The organism is Bernardetia sp. ABR2-2B, from assembly GCF_037126435.1.
Taxonomy (GTDB): Bacteria; Bacteroidota; Bacteroidia; order Cytophagales; family Bernardetiaceae; genus Bernardetia.
This window is the reverse complement of the sequence record NZ_CP147020.1, coordinates 3,611,267-3,629,424: the sequence shown is the minus strand read 5'-3', so window position 1 is coordinate 3,629,424 and position 18,158 is coordinate 3,611,267. Positions and strand designations below refer to the sequence as shown.

Sequence of the window (18,158 nt, the reverse complement as noted above, 5' to 3'; positions counted from 1 at the left end):
CCACGTATTTTTATAAGACACTATTCAACTTTCAAGTAAAGATTTGCTATATTTACAATCAAATTTTACACAAGAAAAAAATTGAATACTCCTCAAGTCTTTTGTGAAATTCTCTCAACTAGAAAAAAGTCTAAAAAACATATAAATTAAATATAGAATTGGAACAGATAGAAAATTCAGACCAAGGTTCGGTCAAGCTCAAAAATTTAGATTATAATACACAAAGAGATGCTCTTGTCTTGAAAGAGTATGGAAGAAATATGCAAAACATGGTACGCCATCTCAAAACCATTGAAGATGTTGAGGAACGTACTCGTGCAGCTGAAACGCTTATCAACTTAATGAAACAACTCAACCCAAGTGTTAGAGAAAACAGTGATAATATACATCGAATTTGGGATCATTTATATATTATGGCTGATGGAGAAATTGAGTTTAATAATGAATTTTTGCCACAAACAGAAGAAGAGCGCACCAAAAAACCTGAACATATTGGCTACTCTCAAGAGCCTGTAAAATATCGTCATTATGGTAGAAATGTCGAATTAGTAATTGCAAAAGCAGCTGAATTAGAAGATGAACAAGACATTATCGATGCTGTTGCTGACATTGGAAAGCTAATGAAATCTTTTTATCTGACTTGGAATAGAGATAGTGTAGAAGATGAGGTAATTTTGAAAGACATCAAACGTCTTTCGGGTGGGAAAATAGATATTGATATAGAAGTGATTAAAGATGATAATCTTTTTGAACTTGGGAACGCACCAAGACAACGACCTCAAAGACAAAGCTCTTCTAGTAATAGCCGTTCACGCTCTAACCGTAGTTCTAATTCATCTCGTGCTTCAAACAACGCAAGTAATAGGAGAAGAAATCAGGGTGGAAAGAAAAATAGAAGAAACAAGAAAAGAAGAAAGTAAGCTTCAATGGCTTACAAAGCAAAATCACTATACAATTTTTAGTTCAAATAGTGATTTTGTTTTAAATAACTTTAAAAGTAAAACTATCACAAAAGTTAGTAAACCTTTTTCATTTTTATTAGTTGATACTGTTGGCAAGAAAAAGTCAATAATTATGTAGTCTAGGTTTTAGTCTTCTAAATAGTCAAAAGAAATTACCACTTATGCAGTACGAAATCGCCCGAAATATTGTTTTTCAGATTATAAAACGTTGGAAACCAGATGAAGCGCACTATAAATTTTCTCCTGTTGCAACATCAGAAGGTATTTCTAGTAGAAGAGAGATGCGTCAATGGGTCGGACACTTACAAGACGTTGGGCGTGAGGCGCATTTGCATTTTATTGAAAAGGAAATATCAAGAGAAGAGCTAGATGAAGTTCTTTCTGTTACTGCTCTTCCTTTGGTTCTTTTCCAGTCTGTTGAAGGAAATGCAAGTCCTATTTTGGCATGGCATGGAAAAAAGGATACTATCCATATTATGCAAGAGGACGACGAAAGTTGGAAAGAAAATGATATTACTGACCACAATGAACTTATAAGTAAACTTGCTTGTAAAGCTGATTTGTATGGAGATAGCGAGTTGTGTCAGCCCAATACTATTTATTGTCTTGTGCCAATGCTCATTGACCCTATTGCTACACCTAACGAAGATGAGAAAAGAGAAAATCGTACGCCAGGACAACGTCTTTGGCATTTACTTATGACCGAAAAGCGTGATATTTCTTATACCTACATTTATGCAATGATTGTAGGTTTGCTCAGTCTGACCTTGCCATTAGGTGTTCAAGCAATTATTGGGCTTATTTCAGGAGGACTTATCATCAATTCTGTTGTTGTTTTGATTGCTTTTGTTGTGGCAGGAACGCTTATAAGTGGAATTATGCAGATTATGCAGATGAGTATTGTGGAGACTTTACAACAACGGCTTTTTACACGTGCAGCTTTTGAGTTTGCTTATCGAATCCCTCGTATTCGTTTAGAATCTATTTTAAAACAATATGCACCAGAACTTGCAAATCGCTTTTTTGATATTCTTACGCTTCAAAAAGGATTAGCAAAACTACTTACTAGTGTAATTACGGCACTCTTACAAGTCTTGTTTGGACTAGCTCTTTTAGCTTTTTATCATGAATTTTTTGTCTTTTTTGGTTTATTTTTAGTCGCTGTCTTGGGGCTTATATTTTATTTTACAGGAAAAGCAGGTTTAGATACAAGTTTGTATGAATCAAAGTATAAGTATAAAGTTGCTTATTGGCTAGAGGAACTGGGAAGAAATCAGAGTGTTTTCAAAATCGCAGGAAATACGCTTCTTCCATTAAAGAAAATGCAAAAGTTACTTACAGGATATTTATATAAAAGGAAATCTCATTTCCGTATCTTGATTATTCAATATTCTGCATTTGTAGCCTTTAAAACTGTCATTACTGGTGGCGTTTTGATTTTGGGTAGCCTTTTAGTTATTGAAAGAAATATTACTTTAGGACAATTTGTAGCTTCTGAAATCGTAATTATTTCAGTTATTACAGCTGTTGAAAAAATGATTCTGAATTTGGATACAATTTATGATACACTTACAGCCGTAGAAAAAATAGGAAATGTAACTGACTTGAAACTAGAAAAAACAAATACTTTTGATAACTTTAATAGAAAAGGATTCCATATCAAAGCACACGGAGTTTCTTATAGCTATCCAGAAAGTAACAAACCAACACTGAAAAATGTAGATTTGGAAATAAAGCCTCAAGAATATGTCGGGATTATTGGAAATGAGGGGGCAGGAAAATCAACACTAATGAAAATAATGACAGGACTTTATGACGAATATAAAGGACATATTACTTTCAATGGATTCACTCTACGAGATTTGAATATCAAGAATTTACAAGATTATATCGGGGATAATTTATCTCATGAAGATATTTTTGAGGGAACTCTTTTAGAAAATATTACGGTCGGAAGAGAAGGTTTTAACATGGAATATCTTAATCACGTTTTGGAGATAGTAGAACTAATTGATGATATTCAATCGCTTAAAGATGGATTACAGACACATATGTTACCTTCTGGACAAGGATTTTCTTCTACCTTTCAAAAGAAAATAGTTTTTGCTAGAAGTATGCTTACTCATCCAAATTTAATTGTTTTTGATGATTTTTTCTATAACTTAGAAGGAAGCTACAAACGCAGAGTATTAGACAAGATATTACAAAAAAATAAATACCCTTGGTCTATTTTTGCAGCCAGTCATGACCCTATTCTATTAGAAAAAATGGATAAGATTTATCTTATGAGAGACGGAACAATAATTAAAGAGGGTACTTTCAATGAACTTTTGAAAGACGAATACTTTGATGATTTGATTGCTGGTATATTTGAAAAGTAAAAGTTATGATTTATAAAAAATTAGTAACTTTATACTAACCCAAAACCAATATCGTTTATTAATTTCATAGGATTATGTCCTCATAAATTAGTAGAAATAATAATTAACATTACTAAATAGTCGAATAATTTAATTTTTTATTGTATTTTTGAGTAACCTTGAAAATTAGAATCTATTGTTGTCAATTATATAGATAGCAAGGTTCATAATAAAACCAAACGACACAGACTAGATAAGTAATAGTAATTTATTAATTAAAGACAGCTATTAAATGCAATACAAGATAACAAATAACTTTCTTAGAAGTTTCTTTATACATATAATGCTCTTACTTTTTGTAGTAGGTAGTATTAATTTTGCATTTGCTCAAGACAATGAACAACTAAAACTTCCCAAACTAAGAGTAGAACAACTTGCTATCGAACAAGGACTGTCTCAAAATAGTGTAAATGCTATGATTCAAGACAGTGAAGGATATATATGGATAGGTACAGATGATGGACTTAATCGTTATAATGCTTATGATGTTACTATATTCCGTCATAATAGAGAAGATTCCCTTTCTATTATAGATAATCAAGTTAAAGCTATTTATGAAGACACCAATCATAACATTTGGATAGGTACAATTGCAGGAGTTTCAATCTTTGATACAAAAACACAAACTTTTAAGTCATTTTATAAAAAAGAAGATGAAAAAAATACCCTTGTGGATAATGAGGTCAATGCAATCACAGAAGATAAAGAAGGTTTTATTTGGTTAGGAACTACAAATGGACTGAGTAAATACGACTATAATAATCACTCTTTTACTAACTATACTGCTACTGACGAAGATAGTGTCATGTTAGGGAGTAATGATATTACTGCTTTAGCTGTGGATACTAATAATAACTTATGGATAGGAACAAATAGAGCAGGTATTAATAAATGGAATTTAACAACTGGAGATAAAAAGCTATACAGACTAACAAGAGGAGATAGTACAAGTTATTATGGCTTTGGGAGCAGTAATATAATGATTAGCAGGGTTGGAGATGTTTGGTTAGCTGGAGAAGGGGGATTTAATCGTTACAATCCAAATATAGATGGGTTTGATAGATTTCGTTATCAAGGAAGACCGTACGCACTACAATCTCTTACAGAGGGTACTGATGGTATTCTTTGGGGAGCTGGAAGTGATTATGTTTATAAATTAGATATTAACTCCAAAGAACTTATTCGTTATAGAACTTCACTAGATGATTTAGGTTCTATGCCTGCTATTATTAGAACTAAGGGAAATATTATATGGGTATCATCTCGTAATTTAGGAGCTATAAAATATGACCCTCTTACCAGTCAATTTGAGTATTATTATCATGAGGTAGGAAATAACAACTCTCTCCCCCATAGAAATGTTTGGTCTGTTCTGAAAGACTATCAAGATATTCTGTGGGTAGGAACTGATGAAGGACTTTCACGTATAGATAGAAGTGGAACTATTCCAAAATATTCACATATCAAATCTGGAGATAAGAATACGGATCTAGTACAACGAAGTGTTGGAGACCTATTACAGACGAAGGAAGGAGAGCTTTGGGTAGTTACTGGATTAAGTATATCTCGCCTCTTGAACTTCTCTGAAAAAGAAGGAGCTAAATTTGTTAGTTTAGTATCTAATAGAGATGATTCAACTACAATTAGGAATCAAATTATAAGTACCCTGCAAGATAAACAAGGTACTATTTGGATAGGAACTTTTGGAGGTCTTTATAAAATGATCCCATCAGATAGACATAAATTTGGATATGAAGGGCAAAAAATTCTTTCCGATGCTGCTATTTGGACTACATATGAAGATAATAATGGTATACTTTGGCTTGGTTCTAATGAAGGTTTAATTAAAGTAATTAGAGATGAAAATAACACTCCCATAGATTATAAATACTATAAGAATGACCCTGAAAATCTAAAATCAGTTAGTCACAATACAATAAGAGCTATTGCAGAAGACTCCAAGGGTAATTTTTGGGTGGGAACAACAAATGGTCTTAATCTAATGAATCGTAAAACGGGTGAGTTTGAGCATTGGGGAGAGAGAAATGAACTTGCCAATTATGCTATTTACGGTATTCTAATTGATGAAAAAGATAACCTTTGGATAAGTACAAACTTTGGACTTATGCGTCTTCTAGGAGATGAAAGTATAGACGATTCTAAAAGAATGACGAATTACAACCCCAAAGATGGGTTACAAAGTAGTGAGTTTAATTCAGGAGCATTTTTTAAAGCTGAAGATGGAGAAATGTTTTTTGGAGGTATACAAGGCTTGAATGCCTTTTATCCAAAAGATATCAGACCTAGTATTTATGTTCCTCCTGTTGTGATGACGGATTTCAAAATTCTTAATCGCTCGGTAGGAATAAAGAGTTTGGGTAATCCAGAATCGCCATTGACGGTTGATATTTCTCAAACAAAGGAAATGACACTAACCTATGAGGATAGAGTAGTTACTTTTGAGTTTGCTGCCATTAATTATAGAAGACCTGAAAAAACAAATTATTCTTATATTTTGGAAGGTTTTGATAAAGAATGGAACGAAGTCGGAAATCGTCGTTTTGCTACTTATAGTAACCTTCCAGCAGGAAATTACATATTCAAAGTAAAGGCTTCCAATAGTGATGGCATAGAAAATAATGAGGAAATATCTATCAAAATAAAAGTCCTTCCGCCTTGGTGGAAATCATGGTGGTTCCTGACTATTGCAACTCTTTCTATATTAGGTCTTTCATTTAGTTTTTATAAAAATAGAATGAATGCTGTAAAGCGTCAAAATGATACATTAGAGCGTTTAGTAGGTGAAAGAACTGCTGAGATTGGTCAGCAAAATGTTCTACTAGAAAATCAAAAAACAGAAATTGAGCGTTCGTATAGTAATATTCGTGTTCTTAGTGAAATTGGACAAAAAATTACTTCTATTCTTGATTTAGATAGTGTTATTAGTGCTGTTTATGAGTACGTAAACGAACTTACTGATGCAACAGCCTTCGGTATTGGTATTTACAATGCAGAAAAAGAACGAATAGATTTTAGAGGATTTATTGAGAATGGTGAGCGTATCCCTGATAGTTATGACGATATTACTGATGAAAACAAACTCTCAGTAATTTGTCTTACTCGTAATGAAGACATTATCATTAATGATTTTGCAAAAGAACATACCCAATATATTAATGAAGTTTCTTTAGATAGAGTGGGAGATATGTATCAATCTATTATTTATTTGCCTTTGCTCTTAGAAGGTAAAATTGTAGGTGTATTAACAGTTCAAAGTCATACTACGAATGCTTATTCTAGGAATGACCTTACTATATTACGTACTTTGGCTTCTTATATTTCAATTGCCTTGGATAATGCTCGTACTTATACGCAATTAGAGGGAGCAAATGATCTTATCAAAACAAAAAATCAAGCTATTATGGATAGTATTCGTTATGGCGAAACTATTCAACATGCTATCCTTCCTGATCCTCAAGATTTTATTAGAAATTTTGAAGACCACTTTATTATATTCAAGCCTCAAGCAGTAGTTTCAGGAGATTTTTATTGGTCTGTTCGTACAGGAAATAAAACATTTGTAGCTGTTGTTGATTGTACTGGACATGGTGTTCCAGGTGCATTTATGTCTATGATAGGTAATACAATTTTGAATGAAATTGTTACCTTACAAAATATAACAGAACCAGCACAAATATTAGAAAATCTAAACCAAGGTATTTGGGAAGCACTGCATCAAGAAGATTATCAAAACTTAGATGGAATGGATATATGTTTGTGCGTAATTGAAGATGCTGATGAACTCAATATGCGTGTAGTGAATTTTTCAGGCGCAAAAAGACCTTTATTTATCTTGAAAAACGACAAACTTATAGAAGTAAAAGGAAGTAGAAAATCTATTGGAGGAAGACAAAAAACAGATGCAGAATATGAGCAACGTCAGCTGTTACTTCACCCTGGCGATATTCTTTATCTCACTACTGATGGTTATGTTGATCAAAATGATTTCGACCGCATAAAATATGGAACACTACGTTTCAAAAAAGTATTAGCTTCTTTCACAGGAATGCCTTTACATGATCAAAAAGAAGTATTATTAGAAGAAATGCGGACTCATATGGGAGAAGAAGAACAGCGTGATGATATAACACTCATTGGTCTTAAAATGTAATATAGATATTATAAAATTGGTTCTTTCAAAAAACAAAAATTATTTGAAAGCAGTTATCTTTTGAATATTATTTTAAAATATACGTGCTATATCAATTGTCAGTAAAAAATAGTAAATTTCCTCTCTATTAGTACCTCCTTCAGTAATAATTTGCTCTTGAGTAATGAAATAGTATGTTTTGATAATACTATATAAAAACTTTTTATATAAAATCAGCATTATAATATTCTTGCTTCTACCAAAAATGCGTATTTTTGCAATTACTTACTTCTTTTAAAGAAAGTAGAAAGTATTAATCAAATGAATTTAAAGCAAATTTCTTTATAAATTGGATATTCAACAAGATGTAATCACTACTACTAGTGGTAATCAAAACGGTCAAGCAAAAGGTAATCAAGCTTCATTAACAAAGCCTGACAATGATGCTTTTAGCCCCAAAAAAATCATTTATACACTTTGGAGAAATAAACTTTTTATTTTATTCTGCATTGGTATAGCAGTTTCTATTGCTTGGTGGAAAACATATTATGCTACTCCTATCTATACAATAGGGGCAGCTATTCAAGTGAAAGACAATAGAAAATCATCTTCTCCTGTAGCTTTACTTTATTCAAAAGATATGTTTGGGGGTAACAAACGCTTATCTTCTGAAATTAAATTTATACGTTCTTATCCTTTTATAAAACGAGTATGTGAAAAAATGGATATGCGTGTATATTATTATCAAGAAGGTAATATTCGCACTACTGAAATTTATCCTGTCAAAAATGCCTCATTCGAAGTGATGATAAATATTGACGCAGATAGTAATCTAAGAGAACTTCCAAACTACAAGATAAAATATAAAGATGATAAAAGTTTTTTTCTAATAAACTCAAGCGAAGAGTGGGATAATGCACGGTCTTATCAATTTGGAGAAACTATTTCTGAAAGTAGTACGACTTTTAAAGTATTAAATAAAAATTTAGTAGATGGGATTATTTATGGCTTTCGTTTCACAAACCCATCTTCTTTAGCTAGAGGCTTTTTAGGACGTCTTTCTGCTTATACTGACGAAGATGCCTCTCTAATTCGTCTCAATATAGTTTCATCTGTACCTGCAAGAGCAAAAGATTTTATTACAACTGTGATGCAAGAATATATTGCTTATGGCTTGGAAGACAAGAACTTAGAAGCTGTTCGTACGATTAATTTTATAGATGAACAACTTTCTCAAATTAGGGATTCTTTGTTCTTAATAGAAAATAAAATACAGAACTTCAAATCTGATAATAAGTTTGTAGTAGGAGAAGATGCCGTAGGTAGAAACCTAGAACAATACGTTGAGCTAGAAGAGACAAACAGAGAATTGATATTGCAGGAAAAATATTTAGATTATTTAGTAGCTTATATAAAAGAAAGTGATAATTATAAAGGAGTTACACCTCCTGCTGCTGTAGGTGTTGAAGATGGAATCACATCTTCTTTAATTGGAAGATTAGTTGATTTACAGATACAAAGGGAAATATTTTTAGAAAAGGGAAGCGCAAAAAATCCTTTTCTAGTAGAAACTAATATTGAAATTGATAAAGTAAGAGAGTCATTATTAGAACACCTCAATAATACAAAGTTGAATAATAAGATAGCATTTGAAGATATAAGAAGCCGTCTTAATTTATTAGACAAGCAAATGAATACTTTACCTAGTATAGAGCGTAAACTTTTAAATATCAACCGTCTTTATTCAATAAATGAAGAAATTTATATTCTACTACTCAACAAACGTATGGAAGCTAGTATAGCACAAGCTGCCACTAGAGAAGATAGTCAAATTCTAGAACCTCCATTTAATTATGGAGCAATTTCTCCTAATGCAAAGCAGAATTATACGATAGCTATTTTACTGGGTTTACTCTTTCCAATAGCACTTGTTTATGTTAGAAACTACTTTAGAAGTACCATTGAAACCTTAGATGAAGTAAAGAGTATTTCTAGTGTTCCTATTTTAGGAGTAGTAATGCACTCTAAAAAGAAAAAACGAGGAAATAGCACTCCTCTCATAAATACACAGCCAAAATCAGCACTTGCAGAGGCTTTTCGCTCTATTCGTTCCAATCTATTATTTTTGATTGGTCGTATAGATAAAACAAGTACCTTAATGATTAGCTCATCTATATCAGGAGAAGGAAAATCTTTTTGTTCTGCAAATATATCTATTTCTATGGCTCTAACAGGAAAACGTACAGTTTTGATTGTTGCTGATATGAGGAAGCCACAAATGTACGTTCCTATGCCTAATGAACAGTATAGTAAAGATGGACTTAGCACTTATTTAATAGGAAGTAAGAGCTTAGATGAAGTAGTTCAAGCTACTTCTATTGAAAACTTAGATGTTATTTATTCAGGGGCAGTTCCTCCTAATCCAGCAGAACTTTTGATGGGAGAATCAATGGATGAACTTATAAAAGATTTGAAAAAGAATTATGATTATATCATAATAGATACTCCTCCTTTGGGTTTGGTAAGTGATGCGCTAATTTTGGGAAAATATGCTAATGCTACAGTATATGTTGTGCGTCAGGATAGAACACCGATAGAAAAACTAAAAGGTTTAGAGCGTATATATAATGAGCAAATGCTGCATAATGTAGGTATTATTTTTAATGATGTAAAGACACAATCTGTAGGAGTTTATGGTTATGGCTCTTATGGAGGATATGGATATTATGAAGTAAGTGATGCTGATTTGCCTTGGTGGAAAAGAATTGCAAAGAAAATAAAAAAATAAACATATTAAATCACTCGTAAAATTATACCACTCTTTTCTTTTTTCCAACGGCTAAATGATTTCCATTAACGGATAGAGAAACCTTAACTATCTCGTAAACATCATTATCAACAAAACTTTGTCCCAATTGTATCTGCCCAAATACATAATTGGTAGAAAATAATAATATGAGTATTGCCCAAAAAGTATTTTTTTTTTTCATTATATATTATTTTTGCAAAAAATAGCTACAAAGACACTTTTTTTGAATTAATTTTAGAGTAAACTTTAGATAAAAAAAGAATCGGTTATCTAGTAGAGACAAAACAAAACATCTTTAATTTCCATAAAAATTCAAAATTAGAGTTTTAGTTTAGATAGAGTTAGCAAACTCTTTGTTACTTTTGTGGCTACAAATTATTCTAAACTTGATTTTATGCTAAATTTTTGTTCTACCTATTTCTCTAGGTACGTCTTACGATTTTTATATAGTGCTGTTATTTGCCTTCCTTTCCTACTTTCTAGTTGTGAAAACTGTACTTTTATAAGTGATAATGTACAGTTTGCAGCCGTTTCTTTCTATGATGCTAATGATAAAGCAACAGAAAAGACATTTAATAAAATTGTAGGTGTTTTTACTCGTACCAATACAGAAATGCCTAATTCTTTAGAAGATACAACAGCAACTGTTTTCGAATTGCCTATTTTTAGTCGTGCAGATACAACGATGTTTGTTTTTTATAAATATGTTACTCAGAACTCAGTTCGTGATACTATTCAAGATACATTAATGATGAGTTATGAAGTAGATGTAGAAGTTTTGCCTCCAGATTGTGGTTATGATGAAGCCATTACGGATATGAAAGTCATTTATCATACATTTAGCAATGTAGAGGTTTTGAGAACAGACTTAAAAGAACTCAATAGTGATAATCCTTTACCACACTTGAAAATTATTGAATAATTGAATACATACTAAAATGAAAAAAAGAACTTTTAAAATCATAAGAAAGATTACTTTTACGCTATTATTATTTGTTTTATTTTTTGAAGTAAATACGGTTTTTGCACAATTAACGACAACTAATGATACTACGCAAACAATCGTAAAAAAGAAAAAAGAACCCAAACCACCAGTAGTTTATACACCTATTTCATTTCGTGTAGGGGTTGATATATGGTCTTTATTAAATAATGCTCGTAATCCAAATATTTTGCGTTTTAATGGAAACGCAGAGATTACATTTAATAATGTTTGGTTTGCAGTTGTAGAAGGAGGCTATGGTGATGCACAATCTTTTAAAGAAATTCCAAACTCTTTTGAGTATAAAAACACAGGTTATTTTGGAAGAATAGGAGTAGAATATAACGTTTTGCATCGTCTTTTGGATAGAGAAGCAATCGTTTTGGGTGCAAAGTATGGTTTTGCTGGTTTTTCGCATCAACTAAATTATGATATTGATGACCGTTATTGGGATTTGGAAGCTGTTGATAATGACCGTATTCGTTATTCTAGGCAAGTAGCCGAAGATAATATGACCTTTAGCTGGGCAGAAATAAATGCTGGAATGAAAGTAAATTTGGCAAGAAAAGGTTTTTTATCACATTTGTATATGAGTTACCTTTTCAGAATTCGTATGCGAATCTCTCAACCAAACGATGTATTTGCCAAGCCAACAACTATTGCAGGTTTTGGACAAAATGATAAACCTGTCAATCTTGGTTTTAGTTACTTTTTGAGTTATGAGTTTTAGAATTTAGTCTCTTTCATTTACAAAGAGAGCTTATTTTCATTCAATTTCTATTTCCAAAATAACAACAGGTTTCCAGTCTTCTTTTGGTTTGTTTTCTCTGTCATAATTTCCCCATTGGCTATTAGCGATATATAAAAATTTATTTCCTACCAAAACGCCATTTGTAGGTTCTCCCAAATGACTATTTCCTTGTTCCAAAACTTTTCCTTCTGTTACTTTTTGCTTTTCCATATCTAGCTCAAAACTTGAAATTCGCATCGGAACTGTTCCATTTTGAATTGTAATAAGTTTGTTTTTATAGAGATAAAGTCCGTCAGTAGTTTTGAATGAAAAGCCTTTTGGAGCTTCTAAAGCTGTCAGTTTTCCTGTTTGAATATTGATTTGATAAATAGTAGAAGAATAATCTGCTACAAAAGCCCATTTTCCATCATCTGAAAAAGTAATTCCTTGAAGTGAACGCCATTTTGGATTTGTCCATTTTACATCTAGTTTTTGAGTTTCTTCATTCCAAACATAAATAATCGGATTTTGGCTATCTGTACAATACATTTTTCCATCTTTTCCCTGCTTTATTTCTCCCAAGACATGGTCTAAAGAATCTGAAAGTTCGTATTCAAAAAGCACTTCGTTTGTATTTCCGTCCATACAAAAAATGGTTGCTTTTCCTTTGTTTTCTTCTTTGTAAAGCGACGAATTTTGCATTTCGCTGGTTACTCCCCATAATTTTTGAGTTTCTTTTACATAAAAAAGATTCATTACAGGCATTTTCATTTCTATATAAGAAGTATCTTTTCCTTCTAAAAATCCGATAGCAGGTTTATTGACACAAGCAAAAGCAATTATCTTTTCCTCTATAAAAGTAATTCCTTCAATATGCCTAGCTGATAGTAATAAGTTTTTTTTGCTATTTTCTACTTTTTCATTTTGTTTGTCCCAAAGTTTTTGAAGTCGTTTGAGTTGAGATTTTTTGAGCGAACTAATAAGTTCTTCATTATTCAAAATAGAAGTATCAGCATTAATGAGAGCTAATTTTTGAAGTGTTTTTTCAGTTTGTTTTGAATCTTTATTTAATGAATATGACAGAGCTAAATAATTGAGAACTGTTGGATGATTTGGGCGAAGTGTATCCAAAACCTTAGCATAATAGAGCATTGAATCATACTTTTTTTGAGTGTATGAAGTCTGTAAACCATTAAAATAATCATTCAACGTTTTTTGACTAAAAGCAGAGTTTGAGATAAATAGATAACTTAAAAAAAATAAGCTAAGAAAAATGATTTTTGTGTGGATAGAATTTGTTTTCATGATTATTGTTTTTGATAAAATTACTCTTTTATCTGCTTCCTTCCTCCCAAAATTTGAGTTTTTGTTTTTTCCATTTTCTCAAAAAAAGAAGTTGGTAAAATATTACGCAATATTTCTACAAAATACGTCCAAAGGATAAGTTTCCAAAATGAGAAAGCTGTTTTAACACTTTTGTCGTGCTTTTTTACAATTTCTTTAGATTCGAAACGCACTTTGATTTTATTTTTACTGCTTAACCCATCTGTTTTAAAATTGGCTATTGGTCTTGGGAAATAATAAAATGAAATACCTTTTTTATAAAGCTCATACACCTGCTCAAAATCAGATGTAATATAATTGCCAGAAAAAAGCTGTTTTTTGGCTAAACTTGTTCTTAAAAGCATACTTTGATGACAAAACTTCATTCCTCTCCACGGTTTTTTCAAAGATTCTGCTTTTACAGTTTCTGAAAAGGTTTGATTAATTACTGTATAATCTCCATAAATTAAGTCTGGAAAATTCGTTTTAAAATCAAAATTTTGATATAACTCTGTGAAAATTTCTTCTACAATTATATCATCTATAAAAGTATCTCCAGCATTCATAAAGAGAATATAATCGCCTTTTGCTATTTGAATAGCTTTGTTCATGGCATCATAAATTCCATTGTCTTTTTCACTTATATAGTTTGAAATATTCTCTTCATATTTCTTTATAACCTCTAAAGTATTGTCTTTTGAGTTTCCATCAATGATAATATATTCAATATTTGGATAGGTTTGCCGAGCTACATTTTGAATAGTTTTTTCAAGCTCTTCGGCTGCATTGTAGCAAACAGTCGCTATTGTGAGGGTAGAGAATTTGATTTTTTTCATACATTTTATTTTTTTCAAACTACTTTTTTTCTGACAGTTGCAAACTGTCAGCTACGGTATGATAGGCTTCTATTACTTTCGAAACATAACTTTCTGTACTAAAATTTTCTTTCACAAACTCAAACGCATTTTGCCTTATTTCATTACAAAGCTCTTGATTTTCTAAAACAAAAGCCATTTGTTTTGCTAAGTTTTTATAGTCAGAATTATATAAAAAGCCTGTTTGTTTGTGTTCAATAAGTTCGCCTGTTGCACCACTATTTTTTCCTATCAAAACACAACCACACGCCATTCCTTCAATTGTTACTCTTCCCATTCCTTCGGCTGTCGAACACATCAAAAGAACATCACTTTCCAAAAGTTTTGTAATAGGATTTGAAATGTAACCTTCAAAAATTACTTTTTCTTCTAAAGAATATTCTTTTACCAAACTTTCTAACTCTTCTTGATAACCTTTAAAATTTGATTTTCCGATAAGCTGCAAAACCGTATTTGGATATTTTTTCTGTATTTCTGCAAATGCTTTTATGGCTTCTGCTTGTCCTTTTGCTGGGTGAAGAAGTCCTAAGATGGTAAATATAAAAGGTTTATTTGTTTCTGTTTGAGGATTATTTTGTTCCTGTTCAAATCGCTTTTTTAATTCTTCAAAAACTGATTTTTCAAAAATTCCATTATAAATCAAAAATGTATTTAGTTTTCCTTTTTTATCTTTCCTACTTTCTTGAGTTGGAAAGTGATGGTTCTGAATAGCTTTTGAAATCACTATTTTAGCATCTAATTTTTGCCATTCTTGACGAATATTTTGCCACGACGTATAAGGAACAAGAAAATAATCCTTATCTCCAAACTCTCTAAAATGCTGAATATGTGGCACACGTAAAGCATTTGCTAGAAACTGCCCAACATCAAAAACAGAGGCATTCGAATGAACAACATCAATATTTTTTTGCTCTACCCATTTCAAAATTTTCAAAATAGCTTTTTCATTTTTTACTTTTGATTGAACAGCAGAATATTTAAAAAACAGGGAGCGAAATATTTTTTTAAACCCTTTTTCTTTAGGAGAAATAACTTGCATATTGAGTAAAAAAGGAATAATCTCAAATTCAATGTCATTTTTTTTTAACTCTTCTGTAAACTCTCCTTCCCCAGCCACAACAACAAAAGATTTTATGTTTTTAGAAGTATGATTTTTTAAGCCTTTTAATAAACTAAGCAAGGAACGATTTGCGCCAAGTAGTTCTCCATAATGCGAAAGAAAAAGTAGTTTCATTTTTTTAGAGTATTTTTGCCTACAAATCTACAAAGTTAATCTTAACTCTACATTTATTTCATTCAGACTTTATACAATTTTATGGCAACTAAATGGCTTCCCAAATCAGTAAAAGAATTTATTTTAAAAAAGACCCTCAAAGGAAATTATGTTTTTTGTCCTTGTTGTCAGAATAATTTAGTTACGTTTTTTCCTTACGGAACTGTCGCTCGTTCGAATGCCTATTGCCCGATTTGTAGCTCTTTGGAAAGGCATCGTTTGACATGGCTTTTTTTAGAACAAGAAAATTTATTGCAAAGTAAAAATAGTAAAGAAGGAAAGTTAAAGGTTTTGCATGTTGCTCCCGAACCTGCCCTTTTTCGTCGTTTGATAGAATTAGATAAAAAAAATATAATCGATTATACACCGTGTGATAAATTTGAAGAGGGTTATCAATATCCAAAAATCACTAAAAATTATGATTTGACAGCCTTGCCAGAAAAAGATAATTCATTTGATTTAGTGCTTTGCTCACACGTTTTGGAACATATTCCAGATGATACAAAAGCCTTAGAAGAAATTTATAGAGTTTTGAAACCAAATGGAAAAGCTATTTTGTTAGTTCCTCTTGACCAAAAATTAGAAAAAACGTATGAAGACTGGTCGCTTACTTCTCCAGAAGAACGCCTAAAAGCCTTCGGACAAACTGACCATGTGCGTATGTACGGAACTGATTTTGATGCTAAAATAAAAAATGTAGGGTTTGAAGTAGAGCAATTTAGCTCAAAAAATTTCAATTCGGAGCAGCAGTTTAAATATGGATTATTAGATGAAGATATTTTATTTTGTGCAACTAAATAAGTAGTTACTTATCGTTCAAGCATATGCTTGGATGCTTTTTTTCGTCAGCATATGCTGACAAAATAAATGGATACAAGATAGAATCTTGCACCAGTAAAATTTACTTCTCAATCGTAATAATAAACTGAAAAGTAATCAAATCTCTAAAAAGAGGTAATTTATTCAAAACTGGAATAAAGATTCCATCTAACGGTGTTTTTCCTGTTTCTTTCAAACGGTAATTTCGTGCTGCAATTTTGAATGTTGCATTTTTTGGAGCAAGAGAAGGCAGATTTTTACGCATAAAAAAACGAAGGTGTGTATCATCATAAATTCCTCTATCTCTCATTGGTAATTTTTGATTGAGCAAATGAAAAAAAGATTCCCAAAAACCAAAATTAGGCAGAGAAATAATAATTTTCCCGTTTTCAGAAAGATGATTATAAAGCTCTTCGACAACTTTCCAAGGAAAACGAATATGTTCCAAAACATCTGCACAAATAATAGTATCAAATTCTTTATTTTCTAAAAAATTAGGCAAGGCGTTTTCATTTTCTAAGTCAATTGTATAGGCTTCATCCAATCTATTTTTGGCTATTTCTATGGCTTCCGAATTATAATCAATTCCTGTTACATGACTTTCTGAAAAAAGTGATTTTATAGATTCGCCCAATGCACCCTCATTACAACCTACATCTAATACTTTTTTGGGTGTAGAAAGCTGTTTTATAATATCTGGACGTGTACCTGTGTAGGCTTTTACGTTTTTTACTTTTTTATTGTTCATTTTTAATGAGTTTGTAAGGTCTATTAATCACGCTTTTGAGAAAGCATTTTGTTTAGTTTTGGGGAACTGAACACAGTTTAATTATTCTAAAAAATGAGGAGCTTCTTCTTGACAAATTAATCGTTGTTTTTTGATAACCTCTAGGTTTTTTAAGATACGAAAGTAAGCATTCCATTCTGCCCAAAACTCTGCCATTTTATTTTTTTGTAAGTGCCTTAAAGCTCTTTTGGCTGTATGAGAAAAACTTTTTGCTTTTCTATTTTCGAATGAATAATTGATGTTTTTGAAAAATGCTATTTGGTCGGAATAAAAGCGAGTCGTAAGTTGCTTTTTTCGTTCTGAAAACGACTTTTTTTGTTGTGTATGTCCTTTATAACGAGCGTGATGAACGATGCTATTTGTAACAACTCCCATTTTTAATTGATGAAAAGTTCGTCTATTATTCAAATCATTATCTTCTCCATACAAGAAAAAAAGAGGGTCAAATCCTCCTATTTTATTCAAACATTGTTTTGAAATCAGCCAAGCTGCTGCATTAGTAAAAGGAAGTTCTATCAAATTACTTTCCGTTATTTTATCAGCTATTTTGGCAAAATCTTGATGAGGATTATTTTCTAAATTTGGCAAAACTTCTTTTAAATGTAAATAATGATTTGGGTCAAAATAATTTCCTTCTGTATTGACTTGTAAAGGCGACAAAATTCCATATTCAGGATTTTGAATGGCTTTTTCTACCAAAACAGGAATAGAATTTTCAGTAAACCAAGCATCTTGATTCAATAAAAAGACAAAATCATAGCCATTTTCTAAAGCGTATTTCATTCCCAAATTATTTCCTTTTCCGAACCCTACATTTTTATCTAAGAAAATAAGTTGATGTATTTTTGATGTATTTTTTTCTAAATAAACTTTAGACTCATCACTTGAAGCATTATCGACAACAAACAAATCTACTTTACAAGATTCTTCTCTACTGCTTTTTTCTATACTTTCTACACATTCTGAAAGTAAAGGCATTCCATTATAAACCACCACTACGACAAGCACTTTTGTAGGCATTTTTTTCT

General features: G+C 31.4%; 12 protein-coding genes. 7 read left to right on the top strand and 5 right to left on the bottom strand.

Translation table 11 applies throughout. The features are described from left to right. Positions 1–158: 158 nt before the first annotated feature. From WAF17_RS15235 to WAF17_RS15210, 6 genes are all read left to right on the top strand, one after another. Positions 159–920 carry a DUF4290 domain-containing protein gene (locus WAF17_RS15235; RefSeq protein WP_338761306.1) on the top strand — a complete coding sequence of 254 codons (762 nt, stop codon included), beginning with the start codon at positions 159–161 and terminating at the stop codon, positions 918–920. 203 nt (positions 921–1,123) lie between these two features. Then, positions 1,124–3,343 (top strand): ATP-binding cassette domain-containing protein, encoded by a 2,220-nt coding sequence (locus tag WAF17_RS15230; protein WP_338761303.1) that lies wholly within the window; start codon positions 1,124–1,126, stop codon positions 3,341–3,343. Positions 3,344–3,665: 322 nt separating this feature from the next. Next, complete coding sequence (locus WAF17_RS15225) at positions 3,666–7,553, top strand: two-component regulator propeller domain-containing protein (protein ID WP_338761300.1); 3,888 nt, start codon at positions 3,666–3,668, stop codon at positions 7,551–7,553. Positions 7,554–7,881: 328 nt separating this feature from the next. Beyond that, positions 7,882–10,320, top strand: a complete 2,439-nt coding sequence (locus WAF17_RS15220) for a polysaccharide biosynthesis tyrosine autokinase (protein ID WP_338761297.1) — start codon at positions 7,882–7,884, stop codon at positions 10,318–10,320. A 415-nt stretch (positions 10,321–10,735) separates the two neighbouring features. Further along, positions 10,736–11,263, top strand: a complete 528-nt coding sequence (locus tag WAF17_RS15215) for a hypothetical protein (protein WP_338761294.1) — start codon at positions 10,736–10,738, stop codon at positions 11,261–11,263. Positions 11,264–11,279: 16 nt separating this feature from the next. Continuing rightward, complete coding sequence (locus WAF17_RS15210; RefSeq protein ID WP_338761291.1) at positions 11,280–12,053, top strand: DUF6048 family protein; 774 nt, start codon at positions 11,280–11,282, stop codon at positions 12,051–12,053. 36 nt (positions 12,054–12,089) lie between these two features. On the opposite strand, the gene WAF17_RS15205 is transcribed toward WAF17_RS15210, so the two are convergent. Genes WAF17_RS15205 through WAF17_RS15195 form a run of 3 tightly spaced genes read right to left on the bottom strand, consistent with a single transcriptional unit; the run spans position 12,090 to position 15,485 of the window. After that, complete coding sequence (locus WAF17_RS15205) at positions 12,090–13,358, bottom strand: hypothetical protein (RefSeq protein ID WP_338761288.1); 1,269 nt, start codon at positions 13,356–13,358, stop codon at positions 12,090–12,092. Positions 13,359–13,378: 20 nt separating this feature from the next. Then, positions 13,379–14,212: a glycosyltransferase family 2 protein gene (locus WAF17_RS15200; RefSeq protein ID WP_338761284.1), complete on the bottom strand. Its 834-nt coding sequence runs from the start codon at positions 14,210–14,212 to the stop codon at positions 13,379–13,381. Positions 14,213–14,231: 19 nt separating this feature from the next. Further along, the gene (locus tag WAF17_RS15195) at positions 14,232–15,485 is read right to left on the bottom strand and encodes a glycosyltransferase family 4 protein (protein ID WP_338761282.1); all 1,254 of its coding nucleotides are present in this window, start codon (positions 15,483–15,485) and stop codon (positions 14,232–14,234) included. A gap of 81 nt (positions 15,486–15,566) precedes the next feature. On the opposite strand from WAF17_RS15195, the gene WAF17_RS15190 reads away from it, so the two are divergent. Continuing rightward, the gene (locus tag WAF17_RS15190) at positions 15,567–16,325 is read left to right on the top strand and encodes a methyltransferase domain-containing protein (protein WP_338761280.1); all 759 of its coding nucleotides are present in this window, start codon (positions 15,567–15,569) and stop codon (positions 16,323–16,325) included. A 100-nt stretch (positions 16,326–16,425) separates the two neighbouring features. Here WAF17_RS15190 and WAF17_RS15185 read toward each other — a convergent pair whose 3' ends face one another. Both WAF17_RS15185 and WAF17_RS15180 read right to left on the bottom strand, forming a co-directional pair. Continuing rightward, entirely contained in the window at positions 16,426–17,091 is a 666-nt protein-coding gene (locus WAF17_RS15185) for a class I SAM-dependent methyltransferase (protein ID WP_338761277.1), read from the bottom strand. Positions 17,092–17,172: 81 nt separating this feature from the next. Then, positions 17,173–18,150 (bottom strand): glycosyltransferase, encoded by a 978-nt coding sequence (locus tag WAF17_RS15180; RefSeq protein WP_338761274.1) that lies wholly within the window; start codon positions 18,148–18,150, stop codon positions 17,173–17,175. Positions 18,151–18,158: the final 8 nt, after the last annotated feature.

Excerpts from the sequence above, each read along its gene's own strand:
- WAF17_RS15230 (WP_338761303.1), top strand. The coding sequence starts at position 1,124 with ATGCAGTACGAAATCGCCCGAAATATTGTTTTTCAGATTATAAAACGT.
- WAF17_RS15225 (WP_338761300.1), top strand. The coding sequence starts at position 3,666 with ATGCTCTTACTTTTTGTAGTAGGTAGTATTAATTTTGCATTTGCTCAA.
- WAF17_RS15215 (WP_338761294.1), top strand. The coding sequence starts at position 10,736 with ATGCTAAATTTTTGTTCTACCTATTTCTCTAGGTACGTCTTACGATTT.
- WAF17_RS15210 (WP_338761291.1), top strand. The coding sequence starts at position 11,280 with ATGAAAAAAAGAACTTTTAAAATCATAAGAAAGATTACTTTTACGCTA.
- WAF17_RS15205 (WP_338761288.1), bottom strand. The coding sequence starts at position 13,358 with ATGAAAACAAATTCTATCCACACAAAAATCATTTTTCTTAGCTTATTT.
- WAF17_RS15200 (WP_338761284.1), bottom strand. The coding sequence starts at position 14,212 with ATGAAAAAAATCAAATTCTCTACCCTCACAATAGCGACTGTTTGCTAC.
- WAF17_RS15195 (WP_338761282.1), bottom strand. The coding sequence starts at position 15,485 with ATGAAACTACTTTTTCTTTCGCATTATGGAGAACTACTTGGCGCAAAT.
- WAF17_RS15190 (WP_338761280.1), top strand. The coding sequence starts at position 15,567 with ATGGCAACTAAATGGCTTCCCAAATCAGTAAAAGAATTTATTTTAAAA.
- WAF17_RS15185 (WP_338761277.1), bottom strand. The coding sequence starts at position 17,091 with ATGAACAATAAAAAAGTAAAAAACGTAAAAGCCTACACAGGTACACGT.
- WAF17_RS15180 (WP_338761274.1), bottom strand. The coding sequence starts at position 18,150 with ATGCCTACAAAAGTGCTTGTCGTAGTGGTGGTTTATAATGGAATGCCT.